This is a genomic window from Sphingomonas sp. (assembly GCF_024508665.1).
Lineage (GTDB): Bacteria > Pseudomonadota > Alphaproteobacteria > Sphingomonadales > Sphingomonadaceae > Sphingomonas.
In genome coordinates this window covers 1,078,224-1,098,566 of the sequence record NZ_JANINP010000006.1, presented here as the reverse complement: position 1 = coordinate 1,098,566, position 20,343 = coordinate 1,078,224, and the positions used below count along the sequence as shown (strand labels likewise).

General features: G+C 65.3%; 22 protein-coding genes. 4 read left to right on the top strand and 18 right to left on the bottom strand.

Going from position 1 to position 20,343, the window contains the following annotated elements:
• Window positions 1–2 precede the first annotated feature (2 nt).
• Entirely contained in the window at window positions 3–2,444 is a 2,442-nt protein-coding gene (locus Q0L25_RS14095) for a TonB-dependent receptor (RefSeq protein WP_296615262.1), read from the bottom strand.
• A 240-nt stretch (window positions 2,445–2,684) separates the two neighbouring features.
• Between Q0L25_RS14095 and Q0L25_RS14090 the strand changes: the two genes are divergently transcribed.
• Window positions 2,685–4,049, top strand: a complete 1,365-nt coding sequence (locus Q0L25_RS14090; protein ID WP_296615260.1) for a serine hydrolase — start codon at window positions 2,685–2,687, stop codon at window positions 4,047–4,049.
• Between the two features lie 41 nt (window positions 4,050–4,090).
• On the opposite strand, the gene Q0L25_RS14085 is transcribed toward Q0L25_RS14090, so the two are convergent.
• The 3 genes from Q0L25_RS14085 to Q0L25_RS14075 all read right to left on the bottom strand — a co-directional run bounded on the left by Q0L25_RS14085 (window position 4,091) and on the right by Q0L25_RS14075 (window position 6,556).
• A complete protein-coding gene (locus tag Q0L25_RS14085; RefSeq protein ID WP_296615259.1) occupies window positions 4,091–5,008 on the bottom strand; it encodes a GNAT family N-acetyltransferase in 918 nt (305 codons plus the stop codon).
• Window positions 5,005–5,958 (bottom strand): polysaccharide deacetylase, encoded by a 954-nt coding sequence (locus Q0L25_RS14080; protein WP_296615256.1) that lies wholly within the window; start codon window positions 5,956–5,958, stop codon window positions 5,005–5,007. Before Q0L25_RS14080 ends, Q0L25_RS14085 begins: the two co-directional genes overlap by 4 nt.
• Window positions 5,959–6,127: 169 nt before the next feature.
• Window positions 6,128–6,556: an organic hydroperoxide resistance protein gene (locus tag Q0L25_RS14075; RefSeq protein ID WP_296615254.1), complete on the bottom strand. Its 429-nt coding sequence runs from the start codon at window positions 6,554–6,556 to the stop codon at window positions 6,128–6,130.
• 131 nt (window positions 6,557–6,687) lie between these two features.
• On the opposite strand from Q0L25_RS14075, the gene Q0L25_RS14070 reads away from it, so the two are divergent.
• Window positions 6,688–7,119 carry a MarR family winged helix-turn-helix transcriptional regulator gene (locus Q0L25_RS14070; RefSeq protein ID WP_296615252.1) on the top strand — a complete coding sequence of 144 codons (432 nt, stop codon included), beginning with the start codon at window positions 6,688–6,690 and terminating at the stop codon, window positions 7,117–7,119.
• Here Q0L25_RS14070 and Q0L25_RS14065 read toward each other — a convergent pair.
• Window positions 7,104–7,964, bottom strand: coding sequence for a helix-turn-helix transcriptional regulator (locus tag Q0L25_RS14065; protein ID WP_296615250.1), 861 nt, complete (start codon window positions 7,962–7,964; stop codon window positions 7,104–7,106). The genes Q0L25_RS14070 and Q0L25_RS14065 overlap by 16 nt on opposite strands.
• Window positions 7,965–8,071: 107 nt before the next feature.
• Between Q0L25_RS14065 and Q0L25_RS14060 the strand changes: the two genes are divergently transcribed.
• Window positions 8,072–8,977, top strand: a complete 906-nt coding sequence (locus Q0L25_RS14060) for an SDR family oxidoreductase (RefSeq protein ID WP_296615247.1) — start codon at window positions 8,072–8,074, stop codon at window positions 8,975–8,977.
• Here Q0L25_RS14060 and Q0L25_RS14055 read toward each other — a convergent pair.
• The 12 genes from Q0L25_RS14055 to Q0L25_RS14000 all read right to left on the bottom strand — a co-directional run bounded on the left by Q0L25_RS14055 (window position 8,966) and on the right by Q0L25_RS14000 (window position 18,701).
• Window positions 8,966–9,394: an endonuclease domain-containing protein gene (locus Q0L25_RS14055; protein ID WP_367184139.1), complete on the bottom strand. Its 429-nt coding sequence runs from the start codon at window positions 9,392–9,394 to the stop codon at window positions 8,966–8,968. The genes Q0L25_RS14060 and Q0L25_RS14055 overlap by 12 nt on opposite strands.
• 78 nt (window positions 9,395–9,472) lie before the next feature.
• Window positions 9,473–11,392 carry an excinuclease ABC subunit UvrC gene (gene uvrC / locus Q0L25_RS14050; protein ID WP_296615246.1) on the bottom strand — a complete coding sequence of 640 codons (1,920 nt, stop codon included), beginning with the start codon at window positions 11,390–11,392 and terminating at the stop codon, window positions 9,473–9,475.
• A 44-nt stretch (window positions 11,393–11,436) separates the two neighbouring features.
• A complete protein-coding gene (locus Q0L25_RS14045) occupies window positions 11,437–11,769 on the bottom strand; it encodes a hypothetical protein (RefSeq protein ID WP_296615244.1) in 333 nt (110 codons plus the stop codon).
• A gap of 75 nt (window positions 11,770–11,844) precedes the next feature.
• Complete coding sequence (locus tag Q0L25_RS14040; RefSeq protein WP_296615243.1) at window positions 11,845–12,144, bottom strand: chorismate mutase; 300 nt, start codon at window positions 12,142–12,144, stop codon at window positions 11,845–11,847.
• A gap of 267 nt (window positions 12,145–12,411) precedes the next feature.
• A complete protein-coding gene (locus Q0L25_RS14035; protein ID WP_296615241.1) occupies window positions 12,412–12,966 on the bottom strand; it encodes a hypothetical protein in 555 nt (184 codons plus the stop codon).
• Window positions 12,959–13,453: an ATPase gene (locus Q0L25_RS14030; RefSeq protein WP_296615239.1), complete on the bottom strand. Its 495-nt coding sequence runs from the start codon at window positions 13,451–13,453 to the stop codon at window positions 12,959–12,961. The genes Q0L25_RS14035 and Q0L25_RS14030 overlap by 8 nt, the downstream gene beginning before the upstream one ends.
• A 21-nt stretch (window positions 13,454–13,474) precedes the next feature.
• Complete coding sequence (locus Q0L25_RS14025) at window positions 13,475–13,687, bottom strand: F0F1 ATP synthase subunit C (protein WP_066586696.1); 213 nt, start codon at window positions 13,685–13,687, stop codon at window positions 13,475–13,477.
• Between the two features lie 57 nt (window positions 13,688–13,744).
• On the bottom strand, window positions 13,745–14,530 hold the full coding sequence (locus Q0L25_RS14020) for a F0F1 ATP synthase subunit A (protein ID WP_084250996.1): 786 nt from the start codon (window positions 14,528–14,530) through the stop codon (window positions 13,745–13,747).
• Window positions 14,527–14,811 (bottom strand): AtpZ/AtpI family protein, encoded by a 285-nt coding sequence (locus Q0L25_RS14015; protein WP_066586618.1) that lies wholly within the window; start codon window positions 14,809–14,811, stop codon window positions 14,527–14,529. Before Q0L25_RS14015 ends, Q0L25_RS14020 begins: the two co-directional genes overlap by 4 nt.
• A 145-nt stretch (window positions 14,812–14,956) precedes the next feature.
• Window positions 14,957–15,328, bottom strand: a complete 372-nt coding sequence (locus Q0L25_RS14010) for a YdbL family protein (protein WP_296615234.1) — start codon at window positions 15,326–15,328, stop codon at window positions 14,957–14,959.
• 14 nt (window positions 15,329–15,342) lie between these two features.
• On the bottom strand, window positions 15,343–15,525 hold the full coding sequence (locus Q0L25_RS14005; protein ID WP_157081995.1) for a YnbE family lipoprotein: 183 nt from the start codon (window positions 15,523–15,525) through the stop codon (window positions 15,343–15,345).
• A gap of 47 nt (window positions 15,526–15,572) precedes the next feature.
• Window positions 15,573–18,701 carry a YdbH domain-containing protein gene (locus Q0L25_RS14000; protein ID WP_296615229.1) on the bottom strand — a complete coding sequence of 1,043 codons (3,129 nt, stop codon included), beginning with the start codon at window positions 18,699–18,701 and terminating at the stop codon, window positions 15,573–15,575.
• Window positions 18,702–18,795: 94 nt separating this feature from the next.
• Between Q0L25_RS14000 and radC the strand changes: the two genes are divergently transcribed.
• Window positions 18,796–19,479 carry a DNA repair protein RadC gene (radC, locus tag Q0L25_RS13995; RefSeq protein WP_066827535.1) on the top strand — a complete coding sequence of 228 codons (684 nt, stop codon included), beginning with the start codon at window positions 18,796–18,798 and terminating at the stop codon, window positions 19,477–19,479.
• Between the two features lie 27 nt (window positions 19,480–19,506).
• Here radC and Q0L25_RS13990 read toward each other — a convergent pair whose 3' ends face one another.
• Entirely contained in the window at window positions 19,507–20,076 is a 570-nt protein-coding gene (locus Q0L25_RS13990; RefSeq protein WP_296615227.1) for a DUF4272 domain-containing protein, read from the bottom strand.
• Between the last annotated feature and the right edge of the window lie 267 nt (window positions 20,077–20,343).

Genomic DNA, 20,343 nt, shown 5'->3' with positions numbered 1-20,343 from the left:
GATCAGAATTTGAGCCCGAGCTCGATCCCGTAAAAGCCGGGCTGATCGCGCCGGACATAGGGCGTGTGGAAGGTGTCCGCGGTTATCGTATTCAATGTCCGCAGATATTTTTCGTTGAGCAGGTTCTCTGCAAAGAGCGCGATCGAATAACGCTCGCCGGGCGAGCGCCACCCGATCTTGGCGTTGATGATGTTGCGCGGCGCCCACAACCGGTCGATCTTCGCCAAGTCAACGCCCGCGCCACCGGCCGCGGCGGGAATGGCGATGAAGGCGTTGATCGCCCGCGCAGCGTCGTTGAGGCGCTGGCGCGACGTATAACTGTAGCTGGCATCGCCGAAGATCGTGCCGTTGCCGGTATCGTGCTTGTAATGCAGGCCCAGAATGCCGCGAAACACCGGTTCGCCGGTGGGCTGACCGGAGATATCGATGCCCTGTTCGATCCGCTTCACCCATTTGGAGTCGATCAAGCCGGCGGTGCCGGTGATGGAGAAATCGCGCGAGATCACGAATTGCGTATCGAGATCGAGACCATATGCCTCGGAGTCGCCCGACAGGGTGATATATTGCGGAACCGCACCCCCGGTATTCTCCAGGCTGAGCGCCTGGCGGTTGCTGTACTTGAAATAATAGCCCGAGAGGTTGAACCGCACATGGCGGTTGAACAATTCGGACTTGATCCCGCCCTCGAAATTCCAAACCTTTTCCGGCTCGAAGAAGGAATTCACCTGGACCGAGTTGAACCCGCCCGCCTTGTAGCCGCGCGAGGCAGAGGCATAGAGGTGGACGTCGGGGGTCGCATCATATTGCACGACGAAGCGCGGCGAGACGTCGCTGAACGATGCCCGCCGCGTGAACTGAACCCCTTCCAACGCGCCTTCGTCGAAGATCAGACCATTCGGGCCGATCGTCGCGCCGAAGAAGTCGGACGCGCTGAACAGGACGTCGTCGGGAAAGGCCGGCACACCGAGGATGGCATTGTAGAGCGCGCCGGGCGCCTTGATCGCATCGAGCCCGGGCGCGGAATACGGGCCGTTGAACCAGCTGAATTTCTTCAGGTCGTGCGTGTAGCGAATGCCGGCCGTCAGGCTCAGTTTCGGCGTCACCTTGAAGGTCGCATCGCCGAACACCGCGTAGCTGTCGTTCGCGGCGCGATTGCTCATCGTCTCCTGAAAGGTGTTGCCGAATACCGGCAGGCCGACGCTGTCGAGAATCGAGAAGATCGGGAATTGTCCGCCCGTCGCGTCGCTGATCAGCCGGTTCACGGAGTCGGTCAGCGCCGTCACGATGCTCTGCTGGCGGCTGCGTTCGTGATAATAGCTTGCCCCGGCGATCGCGCTGATCCGGTCGCTTTCATAGCCCAGCCGTATTTCCTGATAGAGGCTGGAATTCCGCTCGGCATTCTCGGTGTCGAGATAGCGGGTGGGATCGTTGGTGCCGTCCTCATCCTCGCGATTGTGCGTCTCGAAATGCTTGAACGAGCTGATGCTGGTCAGGGTGAACGCGCCCATATGCTGGGTCGCCGTCAACGAGACCCCGTTCAGGATGCGGGTTTCCTTGTTGCCGATCACGTCGTTGGCGAATGGGCCGAACGGATCCTTGCTCAGGGCAAAGGCGCTGATGCCGATCGCAGCCGGCCCATCCTTGTTGGTGTCGTCATGATCGTAGGCGAGGACGAAATCGGTATTGGCGCTCGGTGCCCAGCGCAGCGCGATCCGCCCCGAGGTGCTGTTTTCGCGCTCGCGATCGTCATGGGTGACCGCGTCCTTCAGATAACCGTTGCGGCGGTTGATCACGCCGTCGACGCGCAAATACAAAGTGTCGGTGATCGGCACATTGCCCATTACGTCGAGCTTGGTCTTGGCGTAGTTGCCGAACTGCGCCGTGGCGGTCATTTCCGGATCGGGCGACGGTTTGTTGGTGATGATCGAGATCGCGCCGGCGGAGGTGTTGCGACCGAACAGCGTCCCCTGCGGCCCCTTCAGCACCTCGACCCGGTTGATGTCGTTGAAGAAGATCAGCGACGATCCCGATCGGCCGGAATAGATGCCGTCGATGAAAATGCCGACCGACGGGTCAGTGCCGATCCCGAAATCGTCGGTCGAGACCCCGCGAATGGTGAAGCTGGGCTGGGTCACCGACGTATCGTTGATCGTCAGGCCCGGCGTGAAATTGTCGAGGTCGCCGATCGATTCGGCGCTGAGCGCCTTGATGTTGGCGGCACTGAAAGCGGCGACGCTGATCGGCACGGTTTGCAGCGATTGTTCGCGGCGCTGGGCAGTGATGATGATGTCGCCCAGCTGGCCCGAATCGTCGGCGGCCGCGGCCGGGGGTGTCTGCGCCTGAGCGGGATCCGGCTGCGGTGCCGGCGCGGTTTGCGCGCCCGCCGCTACCGACCACAACATTGCCGTTCCCGCCAGCAGGCCCCGTTCGATCACGCTCCTCATGACCTTTTCCTCCCGTTATTTTTGGAGATTGGAGGTCATAATAAAATGATAGTCAAGGCTATATTATAGACCGTACCGGTCTGTTCTTGGAACGGCCGCTGCCGGTCCGGACAGCCGCGGCGCATTCAGGTCCACTACCTCCCGAATTGAAAAGGAGCCGTCGGCAAATCCTACGCCCGCATTCCACGCGAAGGCCGACGGGCGACCGGACGTTGAATTTCCGTTGGAACGGAGGATTACATGCACAGGCTTTTGGCGGCCCTGGCTCTTGTCATTTCGATTGCGCCATCGCCGGCCGCAGCGGCTCCCGACCGGATCGATGCAATCGTCGCCAGTCAGATGAGGATCAGCGACATTCCGGGAGCGGCCGTCGCGGTCATCGAGCGCGGGCGAGTGACGAAGATCAAGGGATATGGGCTGGCGAACCTGGAATGGTCGGCGCCGGTCGGCACGGACACCCGGTTTCAACTCGCCTCGGCAACCAAGATTTTCACCGGCGTGCTGTTGATGCGACTGGTCGAGCGGGGAGCCGTCTCGCTCGACGATCCGCTTACCCGCTGGTTTCCCGACGCTCCCCAAAGCTGGGCGTCGATCCGGGTTCGGCAGCTCGCCAACCATACGTCCGGCCTGTCCGATAATCTCGGCGCGGACCGTCCGAAGACGCCGGAGGGTATCGTCAAGGCCGCGATGGCGGTGCCGCTCGCCTACCCGCCGGGGACCGAGGCGCGGTACGGCTTCACCGATTTCGCGGTGCTCAGGGTGGTTCTTGAGAAGGCGTCGGGCCTGAGTCTTCCGGCGTTGCTCGACCGCGAGATCGCGAAGCCGCTGGCGCTCCGGTCGACGGGATTCGCGATGGCGAGCGAAGACGGCAATGTCCGCATGGCAGAGGTGCTTTCGCGCAGAGCCGGCGTTTACGGTCTTCGCGACGGCAAGATCGTGACGAGCGACTTCTTCTTCGCACCGCAAGGTTATGGCGCGGGCGGCCTCTATTCCTCGATCGCCGACCTCGCGGCCTTCTTCGTGGCGCTCGACCAGGGACGATTGCTCAGGCGATCGAGCCTGATCACGCTGGAGACACCGGCGATCCTGCCAGACGGAAAGACATCCGGCTTTGGTGTCGGCTGGGTCGTCCGCGCCTATCGTGGCCTGCCTGTCGTCGGCCACAGCGGCGGGCCGGCGCTTGCCGACATCGTTCGGATTGAGGATCGACAGCTGACGGTAATTGCCCTGACCAATCAGCAGATATTCTATCCGTTGATCGCCGAGGCCGTGCTGGACACGATGACCCCGGCACCCGCCGCGGAAATGCCGCTGGTCGACGATCGCCCCCTGCTCGCGGCCAGGCTCAAGCACGCGATAGAGGCGTCTGCCGCAGGGAAGGATGCTGCCGACGAGTTCGCGACGACAGGCACCTCGTCCAGCGATGCGCTGAGATCGCCCTTCACGCGCGCGATGCTGCGCGGAGTGGGTCCGCTCCAGAGAATCGACTATCTGGGCGAGGCACGGCGGGGCCGGCGCTACCGGCTGACCTTCGCTCGCAAAACCATGGTCTGGCTCGCGACCGGGGACGATGACGGCCGGATTATCGCGCTCGCTCCCGAGTGACCACTACGGCCACGGACCGCCGCCGGCCGCAGCCTATCCGCTCAGGCGCGGCGAACCTTCTTCGCCAGGTTCTGCAGGCCCATTCGCTCCACCCCAGCCTTGGCCAGTGCCATCGTACCGTCGAACCCCGCCAGCGCGGTAATCAGCAGGCGGTTCGCGAGCGTCGGGCGCAGCAGCAGCAAGTCGCAGCAATCGACACCGCCGGTAGCGAACTGGCGCTTGTGCTGGCCGTCGCCCTCGGTGAAATCGAAGCGGCGGCATGCGAGGTCGGCGAACAGGTCGCGCAACGCCTCGACCTGGAGCACGGCGCCGACCGAAAGGTCGCCGAACCGCGGATCGTGGCCGACATATTCGTAGATCACCGTGCCATCGTGGACCGGACAATAGAGATAGGCCGCGGCCTCGCCGCCGACGTACAAGAGCCAGGCGCGGACATTGCCTTCCGCCGCCATGACATACATGCGCTGGAGGAAATCGGGCGTGTCGGGCAAGCCGGCGCCCATCAGCTTTTCCTGATAGGTGGCGAGCGCGAGGCGGCGTGCGACCTCATGGAATTCGCGTAGCTCGGCGGGCGTGGTGAAGCGGCGCACATCGAGCGTACCGCCCGAGGCGGCAGCGACCTTCTTCGCCTTACGCTTGATGCCCGAGCGCGTGTTCGACGACAAGCGATCGAGATAGGCTTGGAATCCGATCGTCAGGTCGGCGTAACGGCGCGTGTAAAGCTGGCGCGTGAAGGCGATCGCCGGGCTGGCGGCATAGGCAAGCGCATGGCGGTGATGCTTCGCGAGCGAGGTGACGAGATAGCCGTCGGCAGTCGCATCGAGCGGCGGCAGATCGGGCCGGTCGCCGTCGAGCGCGTCGTCGAGACTGAGCGGCACGCGAACGAGATCGCGGCGGATCGAGCCGAGCGTGCGGGCGCCGATCTGGAATTTGAGCGGTAGCGGGCGCGCGGTGCTCACGCCGCGCGTTCCTCGACCAGGTTCGACCAGAGCTGCTCCGCCTGGCGCCAGCGCGTGCGCAGCATGTTGGGAGCGAGCGGCGTCGCCTGCCCGGTGCTGGCGAACTCCGGCAGGTCGCGGAACCATGTGGTCGACAGGGTCGACCGCGCGTCGGCGAGCATCGCGCACAATCCTTCGAACCGCGCGACATGAACGCCATTGGGGCGCGTGCCGGCACGATTGGCGAGTTCGAAGCCATGGCTGACGACCGTCACCGCTTCATGCTCTTCCGCGCCCGCATGGTCGAGCGCAGCACGCATCTCCCCCTGCGACAGCGCGCAGATCTGGAAATGGCGAAGGTTGCCCGGCACGTCCTCGATCACGGTCACCGGAACCTCCGTCACGCCATTATGCGCGACCGGCGCGATCTGGCGCCGCGGCAGGCCGATCTGGCTGGGCCAGGGTGCGTCGGCGCCGTTATGGCTGCTGTCATAGCGGAAGCCGAGTTCCGCCAGCGCGACCAGCGTGTCATCGTTGGCGGCGTAACTGCCGGCGCGGAACGCGACCGGATCGGGCGCCCCGCAGGCCTTGAGCAGATCGCGCGCGCCCAAGATCAACGCGCGCTGCTCGTCGAGATTATAGTCGATCAGCTCGAACCGGCCCGAGCTTTTGCCGGCATCGTTCGCCTTGGCGCCCGCCCAATTGGGGTGCATGTGAAGTTGCACCTCCTGTCCCGCGGCGAGGATGGTTTCGACCACCGGTCGGATCGCGTCGAGGCCGAACACCATGGTCGGCATCGGATCGACGAAGAAGGTGCCCTTGAGGCCGTGCCGGCCAAGCATGTCGAGCTGATAGCGGATACCGACACCTGCCGGATCGAGCGAGCGCTCGATCTGGGTGGCAAGATCGCAGCCGGCGGCGTGATGGCGCCACATCAGCTCGGTGTCGATGGTGAGGAAGACGGCTGTCACGCCGCCGGGGAATAGCGGCAGACGGTGAAGATTTTCCGAACCCGTGCCGGATCTGTCTTAAGCCCCTCCCCTTCAGGGGAGGGGATGGGGGTGGGGCAGTGCCGCATGCTAATCGCCCGTGGATAGGCCCCACCCCAACCCCTCCCCTGAAGGGGAGGGGCTAAGAAGATCAAGCGTGCTCTACAACCGAAAGCCGGACGTCGAGATTGCCCCGGGTCGCTTCCGAATAGGGGCAGACGATATGCGCGGCGTCGACCAGCTCGCGCGCGGTTGCGCCATCGACACCGGGCAGATCGACCGCGAGCGCCACGTCGAGCCCGAAGCCGCGGCCGTCGTCGCGCTTGCCGATGCCGACGCTGGCGGTGACCGTCGCGTCGTCGGCGATACGGATCTTGCGCTGGCCGGCGACGAAGCGGATCGCGCCGAGGAAGCAGGCGGCGTAACCGACGCCGAACAATTGCTCGGGATTGGTGCCGCCCCCGCCGCCGCCGAGTTCCTTGGCGGTCTGCAGCTCGACGTCGAGCAGGCCGTCCTCGCTGCGGCCATGGCCGGTGCGGCCGCCGGTTACCGTAGCGCTGGTGCGGTAGAGAATGTCCATGAGTGCTGCTCCTATATTTATCGCGATAACTGTTGTCGCGATCTGCGAAATAGAGCTCCCGCGGTTCTTGTCAAGGCAAAACTTATCGCGATATATGTGTGAGAAAGATTTTTTGCCGACGGACCTGACCGATGGATGTGCTGAAACTCGACGACCAGCTCTGCTACGCACTCTATTCCGCGAGCATGGCGGTGCAGCGCGCCTACAAGCCGCTGCTCGACCGGATGGGCATTACCTACCCGCAATTCCTGGTGCTCAACCTGTTATGGCATGACGGGCGACAGAATGTGGGCGGACTGGCCGAGAAGCTCGCGCTCGAATCGAGCACGCTGACCCCGTTGCTCAAGCGGCTGGAGGCGGCTGGGCTGGTGACGCGGACGCGCAACCCCAAGAACGAACGCGAAGTGCTGATCGAGACGACGCCGAAGGGAGAGGCGCTGAGGTCGGAAGCGGGGTGCCTGGCCGAACGCCTGGTCGAGGCGTCGGGCGCGCCAGTCACCGGCATCATCGACCTGAACAAGCGCGTGAAGGAGTTTCGCGATCGGGTCTATGCCGGGTTGTGACGTTCCGCGAGGCGCCGCTCCGAGCGCGCGGCCATGAGCGACCGGATGCGATCCGCGCCTTCGGTGCTGATGGGGTTGTAGACGATCATTCCCAGATCGGGGCGTCCGTCGACCGCGAAGATCGAGAATTCCAGCTCGATCGGCCCGATCTCGGGGTGCCGCAGGCGCTTCACGCCCTCGGCATGGCCGACCACGTCATTGGCGCGCCAGAGCGCCGCAAAATGCGGGCTCGTGTGCGAAAGCTCATCGACGAGTTGCGCGATCTCTGCACCCGCGCCGGCCCGCATCGCCTCAGCGCGGAACGACGCGACCACGAAGCGCGCGACGCTCAGCCAGTCCTCCTGCGCCGCCTGCACGCGCGCATCGGAGAACATCATGCGCAGGATATTGCGTCGATCCGGGGGAAGCCGTGCATAGTCGGTCAGCAATGCCGCCGCTGCCTCGTTCCAGGCCACCACGTCCCAGATCGCGGTTTTGACCAGAGCAGGGCTGGGCGACAAAGCGTCGAGCACGCGCTGCAGCCGCGGCGTCACACCCTCGGCGCCGCGATAGCGCGCCTCGGGTGGGCGGCCGAGGCCCAGGATGAAGAGATGCTCGCGCTCCGGCTCGGTCAGCATCAATCCGGCGGCAATGCGGTTGAGCACGTCGGCGGACGGCGCCCCTCCCCTGCCCTGTTCGAGCCAGGTGTACCAGGTCGGGCTGATATTGGCGCGTTGCGCGACTTCCTCGCGGCGCAAACCGGGCGTGCGGCGGCGCCCTCCACCGAAGCCGAATGCCGCCGGATCGAGCCGGGTACGGCGGTCGCGCAAGAAAGTCCCAAGCGGATTGGCGGGTTCGGCTGGCATCTGATCCGGGGCGATCCTGTTGGTAATTATACCATGATAACATCACTACTTTTACAGGATGAAGAATAGCCCGACATGACGGCTCGAACAATATCGAAAGGCTGTTCATGCGTGTCTTCCTCACCGGCGCCACCGGCTTCATCGGCTCCCGTATCGTTCCCGAACTGCTCGCGGCGGGGCACGAGGTTCTCGGCCTGACGCGATCCGATGCCGGCGCGCGCGCCCTCGAAGCTGCCGGCGCGCAGGTCCATCGCGGCGACCTGGAACATCCCGAGACGCTCCGTGCCGGCGCGGATCAGGCGGATGCGGTAATCCACACCGCGTTCGACCACGATTTCTCCAACTTCGTTGCGAATTGCGAAAAGGACCGCCGCGCCATCGAGGCGATGGGCGAAGTGCTCAAGGGATCCGACCGGCCGCTGCTGATCACGTCCGGCACCGGCATCGGCAATCCCGAATCGGGCGGCCCCGCGAGAGAGGATGTGCTGAACAGGAACCATCCCAACCCGCGCGCCGCGTCGGAACTGGCAGGGCAAATATTGCTCGACGCTGGCGTGAACCTGGTCTCGATGCGCCTGCCGCAGGTCCACGATACCGTCAAACAGGGTCTGGTCTCACCCTTCATCGAACTTTCGAAGGCGAAGGGTGCGGTCGCCTATATCGGCGAGGGCCTCAACCGCTGGCCCGCGGCGCATGTGCTCGACGTCGCGAAATTGTATGTCCTGGCGGTCGAGCGGTCGGCGCCCGGCGCGCGCTATCACGCCGTGGCCGAAGAGGGCATCGCGGTCCGCGATATCGCCGAGGTGGTCGGCGCGGGCCTAAACCTGCCGGTAGTTTCGCTGACGCCCGAAGAAGCACCGGCGCATTTCGGCTGGCTGGCGATGTTCGCGGGGCTCGATCTCCCAGCGTCCAGCGCGAAGACACGCGAGTTGCTCGGATGGGCTCCGACCGGGCCTGGGCTGATCGAGGACCTGAAGGCGATGGACTATTCGCTGGCTGCGTCAGTCGACTGAAGGGGCGCTGGGCGTACGCGGCACTCTTTTTCTCCCCTCCCTGGAAGGGAGGGGTAGGGGGTGGGTGCCGCCGAGGCACTCGGCGGCTTGCAACAGAAGGTACTCGGCAGCACCGTCGGAATTGGCGAGGACATCGGAGTTCCACAGACGGATCAAGCGCCAACCGCGTTGGACGAGATATGCCGACCGCCTCTCATCATAAGGCGCACGATCGACGTGCTGGCTCCCGTCGCACTCGACCGCTAACCGGGCGCTGCGGCACGCCAGATCGACGATGAAAGGTGCAACAACGAGTTGCCGCGTAAACGCTGGTCGATGTCGCGATATGCGATGCCAGATCGCGAGTTCCGTCGGCGTGGGATTGTTGCGCAATTCGCGCGCTCTGGCGGTCAGGTCCGGATCGATACGACGGCGCACGTGGCGAGCGTATCGTGGCTCGCTACGCTCGCCAATCCACCCCCGGCCCCTCCCTTGCAGGGAGGGGAGTCTGCTGGGCTACCGCGAATGGTAGAAGTCGTAGACCTGCTGCGCGACCGCGGCCGAAACGCCGGGCGCCTTTTTGAGGTCGTCGAGGCTTGCCCCTCTCACCGACCGCGCCGTGCCGAAATGCATCAGCAGCGCCTTCTTGCGCGCCGGGCCGATGCCGGGAACTTCGTCGAGCGGTGACGCGCCGATCGCCTTGGCGCGTTTCTGGCGGTGCGCGCCGATCGCGAAACGGTGGACCTCGTCGCGCAGCCGTTGAAGGTAGAACAGCACCGGGGAATTGACCGGCAAGGTCAGCTCGCGGCCGTCCATCAAGTGAAAGACCTCCCGGCCTTCGCGGCCGTGATGCGGCCCCTTGGCGACGCCGACCAGGCAGACATCCTCTATGCCCATATCCTCGAGCACGCCCTTGGCCGCGTTGAGCTGGCCGCGCCCGCCATCGATCAGCACGAGGTCGGGCCAGTCGCCGGCATCGCGATCGGGATCCTCCGCCTGGGCGCGGGCGAAACGACGGCCGAACACTTCGCGCATCATCGCGAAATCGTCGTCGGTCGCCGCCTGCTTGATGTTGAACTTGCGATACTGGCCTTTGCGGAAGCCCTCCGGCCCGGCGACGACCATCGCGCCGAGCGCGTTGGTGCCCTGGATATGACTGTTGTCGTAGATCTCGATGCGGTTTGGCGGCTCGGGCAATTCGAACAGGTCGGCGACTTCGCGCAGCAATTTCGCCTGGGTAGTCGATTCCGCCAGCCGCCGGTCGAGCGCCTCGACCGCATTGCGCTTGGCCTGTTCCATCAGCCGGCGGCGGTCGCCGCGCTGCGGCACCGACAACGCAACCTTGTAGCCCGCGCGCTCGGCCAGCGCCTCGCTCAGCAGCGCGCCTTCGGGCAGCTCGCGGTCGAGCAGCACGTTCCGCGCCGGCGGCACTTCCTCGTAGAATTGAGTGAGGAAGCTGGTCAGCACCTCATCCTCGGGCACGTCGTTGGTATGCGCGGGGAAGAAGCTGCGATGCCCCCAATTCTGCCCGCCGCGGATGAAGAAGGCCTGGATGCCCATCACGCCGTCGCGACAGGCCAGCGCGAAGACATCCGCGTCCCCCACCCCCTCGGCGTTGATCGCCTGTGTGCCCTGGATGAAAGTCAGCGCCTTCAACCGGTCGCGCAGCACCGCGGCGAGCTCGAAGTCCATCGCCTCGGCCGCCTCGGTCATCTGCGCGCCCAGCTTGGTCTGTACCTTGGTCGACTTGCCCGCGAGGAAATCCTTCGCGTCGCCGACCAGTTCGGCATAATCGGCCTGACTGATCCGACCGACGCAGGGCGCCGAGCAGCGCTTGATCTGATAGAGCAGGCACGGCCGGTCGCGGGTCTTGAAGAAGCCGTCGGTGCAGGACCGAAGCAGGAACAGTTTCTGCAGCGCGTTGAGCGTGTTGTTGACCGAACCGGCGCTGGCGAAGGGACCGTAGTAATTGCCCTTGGCGCGGCGCGCGCCACGATGCTTCTGGATGCGCGGGAAGTCGTGATCGGCGCGCAGCAGGATGAAGGGAAAGCTTTTGTCGTCGCGCAGCAGCACGTTGTACGCGGGGCGGAAGCGCTTGATCAGCTGCGCTTCGAGCAGCAGCGCCTCTGCCTCGTTATTGGTCGTGACGATCGTCATCGACCGCGTCTGCGCGACCATCCGCTGGAGGCGCTTGGGCAGGCGATCGACCTGGGTGTAATTGGTCACGCGGTTCTTTAGCGCGCGCGCCTTACCGACATAGAGGACGTCGCCGCGCGCATCCTGCATGCGATAGACGCCCGGGCGCGCCGGCAGCGTCTTCAGCACATTGCGGATCGCCGCCACGCCCGCGGCAAGATCGGGCGCCTCGCCACCGCCGCGGACGGTGTAGGTGGCTTTCTCTTCGTTGAATCGGGTCGGCGAATTGGGGTCGGACATGCCCGGCGAATCTAGGGAATCGCCGGGCGTGAAGCTACCCCGTGTTACTTGATCGCGGCGAGGTCGGTGGCGACCTTCTTGAGCACGTCGTCGGTGATCTTGCCGCCGGACATCGGCGCGACCTGGTTCAGGCTCATCGACTTGAAGCTGTCGTACATCGGATGCTGCGAGACGTCGCCGCCGAGGTCGGCGGTCAGCACTTCCTTGCCCTTGGCATCGGCTTCGATCGTCTCGATCGGGGTGTCGAGAGTGAACTTGGCGGTGACTGCAGGCGCGGCGCCGGTGGCGGGCCCGGCACTGACGGCGGTGGCAGGAGCCGGAGCGGGCGCAGGTGCGGCCTGGGCGGCGAAAAGGGCGATTGCGATCAGCGACATCATATTATTCTTCTCCCCTAAACGAGAACCGCCTGTGTGACCGCGTTTGACGTCGGAATTGTGGCAGCCGCCGTGCCATCAGGCGCGATGCTGATCCCAGCGATCGAATTCGTAGGCGATCGACCCTTCGACCAGCCGTTCCCAAAGGTCGCCGACCAGCTCCGGCGGCACGCCGGCCGCTTCGGCAGCGGCTTTCGCATTGGCGATGACTTGCGCCTTGCGAGCCTCGTCGCGAACGCTGCCGCGGTCCTGCTTGATCCGGGCGGCGGCGGTCATGAAGCGGAAGCGGATCGCGAGCAGGTCGACGATCTGACGGTCCACGGCATCGACGCCGGCGCGGACGTCGACCATGGTCTGGCAGTCTTCGGGGAGGATCATGGCGATGTCCCCTAAGGGGTGCGGCCGTAGGCGGCAATGGGCCAGGGCAGTGGGAATGCCGCAAAGCCAGGCGGCCGCCCAGAGCGGCAAGATAACCGAGCCTCCTACTCCGTCATCCCGGCCTTGTGCCGGGATCCGCCGGGCGGCTCAGCGAAGAGCTGGAACCTCTTGCCCATGACCCGCGGCACCGCGGATCCCGGCATAAGGCCGGGATGACGATGGGGCGGGGAGGCAGAAGGAAGCCCGTCGCTGCAGGCCCCGTGCTAATCAGTTGAGCCGCGACAGTCCGGCGATGGTCTTGTCGACCAGCTTTGCGTCGGCTGCGGCGCCGTGCGTATCCGCGATGATCGACGCGGCGGCGCGGGTCGCGGCATCGGCCGCCTTGCCACGGACCTCCGCGACGGCGGCGCGCTCGGCGGCGCCGATCTTGTCCTCGGCCATCTTGCCGCGCCGCGCGACCAGTTCGGCCGCGTCGGCCTGCGCCTTGGCGACAAGGGCGGCAGCTTCCTGTTCGGCATGAGCGACGATCGACGCGGCATCCGATGCCGACGACGCATCGCGCTTCTTGGCTTCGGCGAGCAGCGCTTCGGCCTCGGCGCGCAGCGCGGCGGCTTCGTCGAGTTGCTGGCGGATCGTCGCGATCTTGCCGTCGAGGATGCGACCGATCAGCGCCGGCACCTTCTGCCAGATCATGATGCCGATCACGCACAACATCGCCAGCGCCACCCAGGCCGGCGGGGTCAAGCCCAGCGCCGAAGCTTCGTGATGCAGTTCGGTGGTGCCGGTTTCCTTGGCCAGCGTGGTCGTCTGGAGATTAGCCATTGGCCAGTTCCGCCTTCACTCGTGCCGTCACCGTCGCGCGATCGGGCGTGATGCCCGACAGCTTGGCAACGATCGCCTCGACCGCGTCCACCGTCGCATCCTCGATCCCGGCAAGGGCAGTCGCCTTGGCGGTATTGATGCGTGCGGTGGCGTCGGCCAGCGCCTTTTCCTGGTCTGCATTGCCGGCCTTGATCGCCTGTTCGGTCGATGCGGTGGCCTTGGCCTTGGCCTCGCCGACCAGCTTCAGCGCCTGGCTGCGCGCGCTGTCGAGGCTGGCGGTATAGCCTTCCTCGGCCGCGCGTGCGGCATTGCGCGCTTCCTCCGCCGCGGCGATGTCGGCCGAGATGCGAGCGTTACGATCGTCGATCGTCCGCTCGATCTTCGGCACCATCGCCCGGCCGATCCCGAAATAGACCGCCGCAAACACGATCGCGAGCCAGAACAGCTGCGACGCGTAGATGGAGGCTGCTTGGGATATCTGAGGCATCGGAAGCGCTCGTTCTGCTGCTTACTTGACGACGAACAGGATCAGGATCGCGACGACGAACGCGATCAGACCCAGAAGCTCGGCGGCCGCGAAGCCGATGAACAGGCGGCCCTGCTGGCCGTCGGCGGCCGACGGGTTACGCAGCGCGCCTTCGAGGAACGAGCCGAACACGTTGCCCACGCCGAGCGCAGCCGCGCCGACGCCGATCGCCGCGAGGCCGGCACCGATGTACATCAAACCATGATCAGTCATTTTAAACTCCCAGAATAATCTACAGCATTGAAACGGGACTTAGTGCAGGTGCACCGCGTCATGGAGGTAAAGCGAGGTGAGCAGCGCGAACACATAGGCCTGGATCGCGCAGACCAGCAGCTCGAGCGCCGAAACGCCGAGGATCATCAGGAAGCTGCCGATCCACACGACGAAGCCGATCGGGCTGCCGCTGAGGCCGGCATTGAGCCCCTGGACCGCGAAGCTGCCGAACACTTCGAGCAGGATGTGCCCCGCGGTCATCGCGACGAACAGTCGCAGACCCAGCGAGAAGGGGCGCACCAGGAACGAGATCAGCTCGACCGGAACGATCACCGGCAGCAGCACCAACGGCGCGCCATGCGGCACGAACAGCGAGAAGAATTTCAGACCGTGCTTCCAGAAGCCGACCGCCAGTACGATCCCGAACGAGAAGAACGCGAGCACCGCGGTCACCGTGATGTGGCTGGTGACGGCGAAGGTGTGGAGGTGCGGGATGATCGCCAGCGGCAATACGCCGACCAGATTGGCGAACAGGATGAAGAAGAACAGCGAGAACATGTAGGGCGCGAACTTCTTGCCGCCCTTGCCGATGTTCACGTTGACCATCGAATCGATGAACGACACCGCGCCTTCCGCCGCCACCTGCCAGCGGCCGGGAATGAGCTGACGCTTCAACCCGCCCGCCATGAAGACGGCGAGCAGCACGAACACGACGACCATGAACAGCGCCGAGTTGGTGAACGAGACGTCGTAGCCGAAAAGCTTGAGATCGATCAGGTGACCGACCTCGAACTGTTCCATCGGGTTGATGTCGCCGGCCATTATTCGGCACGCTCCTTCGAAATGCGGTAGATGTTGCGGAACGCGACAATGATCGCGAGCGCCAGGAAGACCAGCAGCAGCCAGGGGCTGGTGCCGAGCCAGTGATCGAGCGCCCAACCGACGATACCACCGCCGAGCGGGGCGCCGATCAGCTCCATCAGCACGCGCGATCCCTGGCCGTACCCCTTGGACGGTTGCGGCCCGACGCTCGAACGCGCCTCTTCAGCGGCGCGCGCTGCGGCGATCCGGCTGTCAAGGTCAGTATTCTGGCGATCGTCGGCCAAGGCGCTGAAACATCCTGATAAAGAAACGCCGCCACGCTCTGGCAAGCGGGCGACGATCGGGGCAGCGGAAAGGCCACAGCCCCCGTTTGCTGAGCGCGCGTTTAGGAAAGCGGCTGGACCGAGTCAACCGTCCGAAAGGACAAGGTCAGATGCAGCGCGGATCGCGCACCGGCGCCGCGGACGTGCGGGTCTGCCAATTGCCCGCGGGATCGCGATATTTCTCGCCCGGTACAGTCTTGAGGATCAGGTTGCAGCCGGTGGTGAAGGCCATTTCTTCGACCGTCGAGCCGCTCGCCGCGCTCTTCTGGGTATAGACCGCCTTGCGCTGGATGTTGATCTTGTTGACCAATGCGACGAGATCCTTGGTCGGCGCGCCGACCACGCCGAGATAGCCATCGGGCATCTCGCCGATCTGCCCCGCCGCGCGTGCCGCGGCATAAGCGGGGTCGCGCTCCTGCGCCGTCGCCGGCAAAGCGATCGCGATCAGGGTGCCCAGCAACAGGGCAGAAGCAGTCATGGTCCGTGTCATCGTCAGAATATCCCCGGATTCTGGTCGATCAGCGCCTTGGCCTGGCCGTCCAGCTTGTACACCACTTGCTGGGTGATGTTGATGTTCAGGTTGATCTCGATCGGTTTGTCGGGTGCCGTCACGTTGACGCACCCACCCAACAATCCGTTGGCGCACGCCGCGCCGATCAAGAACATCCGTCGCATCGGCCGTCTGGTCGGGTCCAATCGCTTCATCGTCAATCCAATTCGTATCATGGCTTGGTCTCGCTTGCGGGAGGCTGAACGGGTTGATTGGCCTCGTTCTGCTGACGGATCAGCGCGGGCAAGTTGCGCTTTATCAGCAGCGTGGGGTCGTAAAAGCTCTGCGCCGAATCGAGCAGCGAGCGGAAAGGCGCGCGTATCTTGACGTTGAATACGAAGGGCAGGCGCTGCAATCGCCGGATCAGGAAGTTGGACTTGGTGCCCTCCCCCTGGCTGACTCCGGCGAAATGCGCTTCGGTGATGACTTCGCCCGCCAGCGGCCCGTTGAGCGTCAGATCCAGGTTGCGATAGCGCAGCGACTTCAGCGCCTGGAACGCCAGATTGCCCCAGGTGCCGACATCCTCCTTGGTGACCTGACCGACATAAGCCAGCGTACCGCCGCCGGGGCGCACGCGTAGTTCGCCATGCTCGATCCGGCCGCCATTGACGTCGAAGATCATCGGTAAGGTCCCGTCGAACACGCCCGTCGCGTTCAAATTCTTGAAGTTGAATTGCTGCAGAAACTGCGCGGCATCGACGCCGGTCAGGCGGAACGTCAGGTGCCGGCCGCCAGGATCGGCGAAGTCGAGCAAAGTCGGCGCAAGATCGAGGCGCCCGCCGGCGAACGGCCAGCGCGCGTCGGTGACCTGAATGCGCTGGGGCCCTAGCAGCTGATAATGGACCACCCCGTCGCTGACCGCGATGCCGGTGTCGATGGTCTTGACCGTCGCGACCTGATCGGGCGCGGAAACCATCCCCAGCAGATCGGTGAAGCGGATTTCGCCCGACAGGCCGGTGACCGGGCCGAACGCAGCGGCAAGATAAGTGTTGTGCGTGCGGAACACCCCATTGCTGGTCACCGCCTGGCGGGTCCAGGCGATATGGCCCTGGCCGGTCACCGTCCCCGCGACATCGGCGATCACGCCTTCGGTCAGCGGAGTCAGCGCGTCGGGCTGGAAGGCCTTGGTGAAGGTCAGCCCGGTAACGTCGAGATCGGCCGAGCCGGTGCCGTTCGACAGATCGTGCGCGATCACGACATCGGCGACCTTGACGGCGCCGTTGGTCGTGGTCAGCTTGCCGGTCGCGGCGATGCGATTGTCGGCGAGCGTCAGCGTCACGTCGCGGCCCGCGAGCTGTTTGAAGCGCGGATCGTGCGCGGCATCGGCCACCGCCAACGTCCCGCCGACCAGCAGCCGGCCATTGTCCATCCGCCACGTTCCCACCGCCTGCGACAGGATCAGCGGCACCGCGCCGATCTGGCCGCCAGCATCGTCGAATGTGCCGCCGATCGATTGGCCGAAGCTGCCATCCAGCTTCACGACGTCGAGCCGGGTGAGGCGATCGGGCGTACCGAGCCGCACTGCCAGTCTGTCGAGCAGGAAGCGACGATCGCCGAGCCGCAAGGTCGCCTGGGCCGCGGCGACGGCGAGTGGGTTGCCGCCCAAGGCGCCGTTCAACCGGAGGTCGCGTGCCACCGCGCCGCCGCCGATCCGCCCGCCCGCGATCCGCAGCATCGCGCCGTCGACGGGGCAAAGCTGGGTGCGAAAACCCCGTGCATCCAGGCCCGAGAGCCGCAGCCGGGCAACCGCTACCGGCGCGCAGGTCGGATTGACCGCGAGGTTGCCGCGTCCGTCCCATTGCGCGAGCAGGGGCATATGCAGCGCGTCCACCGCGCCGCCCGGAAGCGGACCGGACAGGGTCGCTTCGCTGTCGATCCGCGTCCGGCCGTCGAGCCCGGCACTGAACCGGACCGGCGCGAGCGCCAGGCGGGCGCCGCCGCCCTCGTACGGTTCCATCGTCGCCGTGCCGGTAATCGGGGCGCCGGCGCGTTGCTGATCGAGATGCGCGACGAGGTCGGGCAAGCCGCCGCCGCCCGCGACCAGATCGCCGCGCAGGATGACGCCACCGTTCGGCCAGACGAGCTGCGCGGCATCGCGACTGGTCAAAGTGACGCTGGCGCCGCTATCGGCGACAGCCAGCAGGCGGGAGAGCTTGACCGCCCCGCGCCCGCCATCGGTCGCCGCCGACAGTTCGGCGGTCAGCGCGAAGTCCTTCGCCGCGTTGTCCAGCGCCTCGGCCAGACGCGCGGTGAGCGGCGCGACAGGCGTCCCCGCGCCAGCCGACCTCAACCCAGCGAGGCGCGCGCGCATAGCGGCGGGCAGGGCCGCCCTTCCGACTTGAGCCTTGCCGGTGAAGGCGGCCTTGGCGTCGGCGTAGCGATAGGCCCCCTCGATCATCGCGCTTCGCCCGGCAATGCCGCCGCCGCCCAGCCGGTCGGCGGTGAGCCGTACCTTGCCCTGGATATCCCCCGCGGTGCCGGCGAAGCCGAGCGATCCGGTCACCGTCTCGGCGGCTAGCGACGGACCGACCGCCCGGTCGGCCGCGATCTCGGCATGGCCGTTCCAGCGGTCGAGGCCCGGCGCGACCGCGGCGACGATATCGGAGCGGAAACGGGTCACTCCATTGCCGCTACAGCTCGCCTCGCCTGCGCGGACCTGGCCGCGCAGGTGGATCGCATCGGACCAGATGTCGATGCGCAACGCGGCGACTGCCTTGTCCACCGCGCACGAGCCGCTCGCGAGCCGCTCGCTGATCGCCGCGACCTGGCCCCGGAATCCGCCGTCGAGCCGACCGCTGCCCGAGGCCTTCAGGCCAACGACACCCTGCGGCGCCTCCAGCCGCAGCCGGCCGTCCTGCAAGTCGAGCGCGATCGCGGGCAGGCGAAACGCCCCGCCCTTCCCCTTGGGGAGCAACCGATCGAGCGTGCCAAACGACAGCGCACCATCGACCAGGCGGGCGCGCGCACGGACGTGCCCGGCGCGGATCCCGGTCACGTGCGCGCCGCCAAAATCGACCGAAGTCTGTACCTCCACCCAATCGGCGACCAGATCGGGATGCGCGGGATCGCCGATGACGATATTGGTCAGGCGCTGATGGCCGAGCGCAAGGTCCTCGATCGTGTAGCGTGCCGGGACCTTGGCCCGCGACAAGGCATCGTCGATGAAATGTTCGGCGACGGGCTTGCGCACCAGCCACAGCCCGGCGAGCACGACCAGCAACAGCGCGAGCGCGACGCCGAGCCTGAACCGGATGCGACCCCCGCGCGACGGGCGGGCAATATCTGGCTCGCTCTCGGTCATCGACACCCTGTTATCGTCATTACTGGCGACGCTACACGCCGCGGCGGCTCCAGGGCAATTGCGCTGCTCCGGATCGCCGATTAACCCGTAAAGAATGGGGGACGTTCCGGAACCGGATCATCTTGGTCATCGCGCCCGATTGCGGCAGCGGCTGCTCGCCGATGCCGACGGGCTGCTCGACCATGAATTGATCGAATATCTGCTCGCGCTCGCCATCCCGCGGCGCGATACCAAGCCACTGGCCTATGCCCTACTGCGCGAATTCGGCGGGATCGCCGGCCTGCTGACCGCCGCGCCCGAGGAGCTCGCGCGGGTCAAAGGCATGGGCGAAACGTCGGTCGCCGCGCTCAAGATCGCCCAGGCGACCGCGCTGCGTCTGCTCAAGGCGGAAGTGGCGGAGAAGCCATTACTGTCCAACTGGCAAGCGGTGCTCGATTACCTCCGCGCCGACATGGCGCATCACGGCAACGAACGCGTCCGCGTTCTGCACCTGAACACGCGTAACATGCTGATCCGCGACGAACTGATGAACGAAGGCTCGATCGACGAAGCGCCGGTCTATGTCCGCGAAGTCATCCGCCGCGCGATCGACCTGAAGTCCGCGTCGATCATCCTGGTCCACAACCACCCTTCGGGCGATCCGTCGCCGAGCCGTGCCGATATCGACCTGACGCGCGCGGTGGTCGAGGCGGGAAAGAAGATGGGGATCGCGGTGCACGATCATATCATCGTCGGGACGAAGGGATTTGTCAGCTTGCGGGGTCAGGGGCTGATTTAGAGCAGACGACGCGACACCCGCCTGAACCTAGGTGTCCGTGGTGACCTCATCCCAATCCAGCGCGCCGTAACCGATCACCCAGTTTATCGCGTGGTGGCGCTCCTGGATGATCTCCAGGTCGACGTTCTGTTCGCGCGGACGCTCGTTGATTTGCGCATCCCTTGCCGCCCAGTGAAGGCCCATCGTTTCATCTGCCATCGCAATTAATTCTGCGGGCGATCGTAGCCGCGCCGTTGCGACGAATTCCGGCACGGTGACGTCGGCGAATGGGGGCAGCACGTCCTGAAAGACCGATAGGTCGCATTGCTCATCAGGCGCCGGGAGCTGGTCTAATTGCCCGAGCGTCCAAACGATCATAACCAAGCGTTCAGACAGCCAACTTGCGTTGACCAATTGTTGATGGGTCGGGCTCGGCGTGTCGATGAAGCCGATCTCGGACGGCGCGAGCTTCCCCCACAAATCGTGTTCGGAAAGCCACGCGGTAATTTCCGAACGATCGGCGCCCGCCGCCAGCCCGGTAATGCAGAACAGTATGAGGGCTCGATAAGCGACATCATTCGCCGATCGAATTTCTTCGATAATGCGTTCTTCAGCCATCTCTGGACAATATCCTCGCGTTGAGCCCGCGCAACGGCAGGTCGTCATTCCCAGCCCCGAGCTATGCTGCGATTTTCGACGACGAATCCTATTACGTAACGCGCCTCCGTTGACAGCCCCGGTCGCGTCCACAATACTCCCGGCCAGAGCGCATCTGGAGCGCCTCCTGTCCGCGGCAAGGGAGCTTCTCCCATCCAGCTGAGAACGATACTTACGAACCCTTCTTCCGGCCTTTCGTAAGCGGACGTCTGGCATTTGGAAGGAAGG

Bases quoted from the DNA above. Each gene is read 5' to 3' on its own strand.
- Q0L25_RS14095 (WP_296615262.1), bottom strand. From the start codon at position 2,444: ATGAGGAGCGTGATCGAACGGGGCCTGCTGGCGGGAACGGCAATGTTG.
- Q0L25_RS14090 (WP_296615260.1), top strand. From the start codon at position 2,685: ATGCACAGGCTTTTGGCGGCCCTGGCTCTTGTCATTTCGATTGCGCCA.
- Q0L25_RS14075 (WP_296615254.1), bottom strand. From the start codon at position 6,556: ATGGACATTCTCTACCGCACCAGCGCTACGGTAACCGGCGGCCGCACC.
- Q0L25_RS14070 (WP_296615252.1), top strand. From the start codon at position 6,688: ATGGATGTGCTGAAACTCGACGACCAGCTCTGCTACGCACTCTATTCC.
- Q0L25_RS14065 (WP_296615250.1), bottom strand. From the start codon at position 7,964: ATGCCAGCCGAACCCGCCAATCCGCTTGGGACTTTCTTGCGCGACCGC.
- Q0L25_RS14060 (WP_296615247.1), top strand. From the start codon at position 8,072: ATGCGTGTCTTCCTCACCGGCGCCACCGGCTTCATCGGCTCCCGTATC.
- uvrC (WP_296615246.1), bottom strand. From the start codon at position 11,392: ATGTCCGACCCCAATTCGCCGACCCGATTCAACGAAGAGAAAGCCACC.
- Q0L25_RS14045 (WP_296615244.1), bottom strand. From the start codon at position 11,769: ATGATGTCGCTGATCGCAATCGCCCTTTTCGCCGCCCAGGCCGCACCT.
- Q0L25_RS14040 (WP_296615243.1), bottom strand. From the start codon at position 12,144: ATGATCCTCCCCGAAGACTGCCAGACCATGGTCGACGTCCGCGCCGGC.
- Q0L25_RS14035 (WP_296615241.1), bottom strand. From the start codon at position 12,966: ATGGCTAATCTCCAGACGACCACGCTGGCCAAGGAAACCGGCACCACC.
- Q0L25_RS14030 (WP_296615239.1), bottom strand. From the start codon at position 13,453: ATGCCTCAGATATCCCAAGCAGCCTCCATCTACGCGTCGCAGCTGTTC.
- Q0L25_RS14025 (WP_066586696.1), bottom strand. From the start codon at position 13,687: ATGTACATCGGTGCCGGCCTCGCGGCGATCGGCGTCGGCGCGGCTGCG.
- Q0L25_RS14010 (WP_296615234.1), bottom strand. From the start codon at position 15,328: ATGACTGCTTCTGCCCTGTTGCTGGGCACCCTGATCGCGATCGCTTTG.
- Q0L25_RS14005 (WP_157081995.1), bottom strand. From the start codon at position 15,525: ATGCGACGGATGTTCTTGATCGGCGCGGCGTGCGCCAACGGATTGTTG.
- Q0L25_RS14000 (WP_296615229.1), bottom strand. From the start codon at position 18,701: ATGACCGAGAGCGAGCCAGATATTGCCCGCCCGTCGCGCGGGGGTCGC.
- radC (WP_066827535.1), top strand. From the start codon at position 18,796: ATGGGGGACGTTCCGGAACCGGATCATCTTGGTCATCGCGCCCGATTG.
- Q0L25_RS13990 (WP_296615227.1), bottom strand. From the start codon at position 20,076: ATGGCTGAAGAACGCATTATCGAAGAAATTCGATCGGCGAATGATGTC.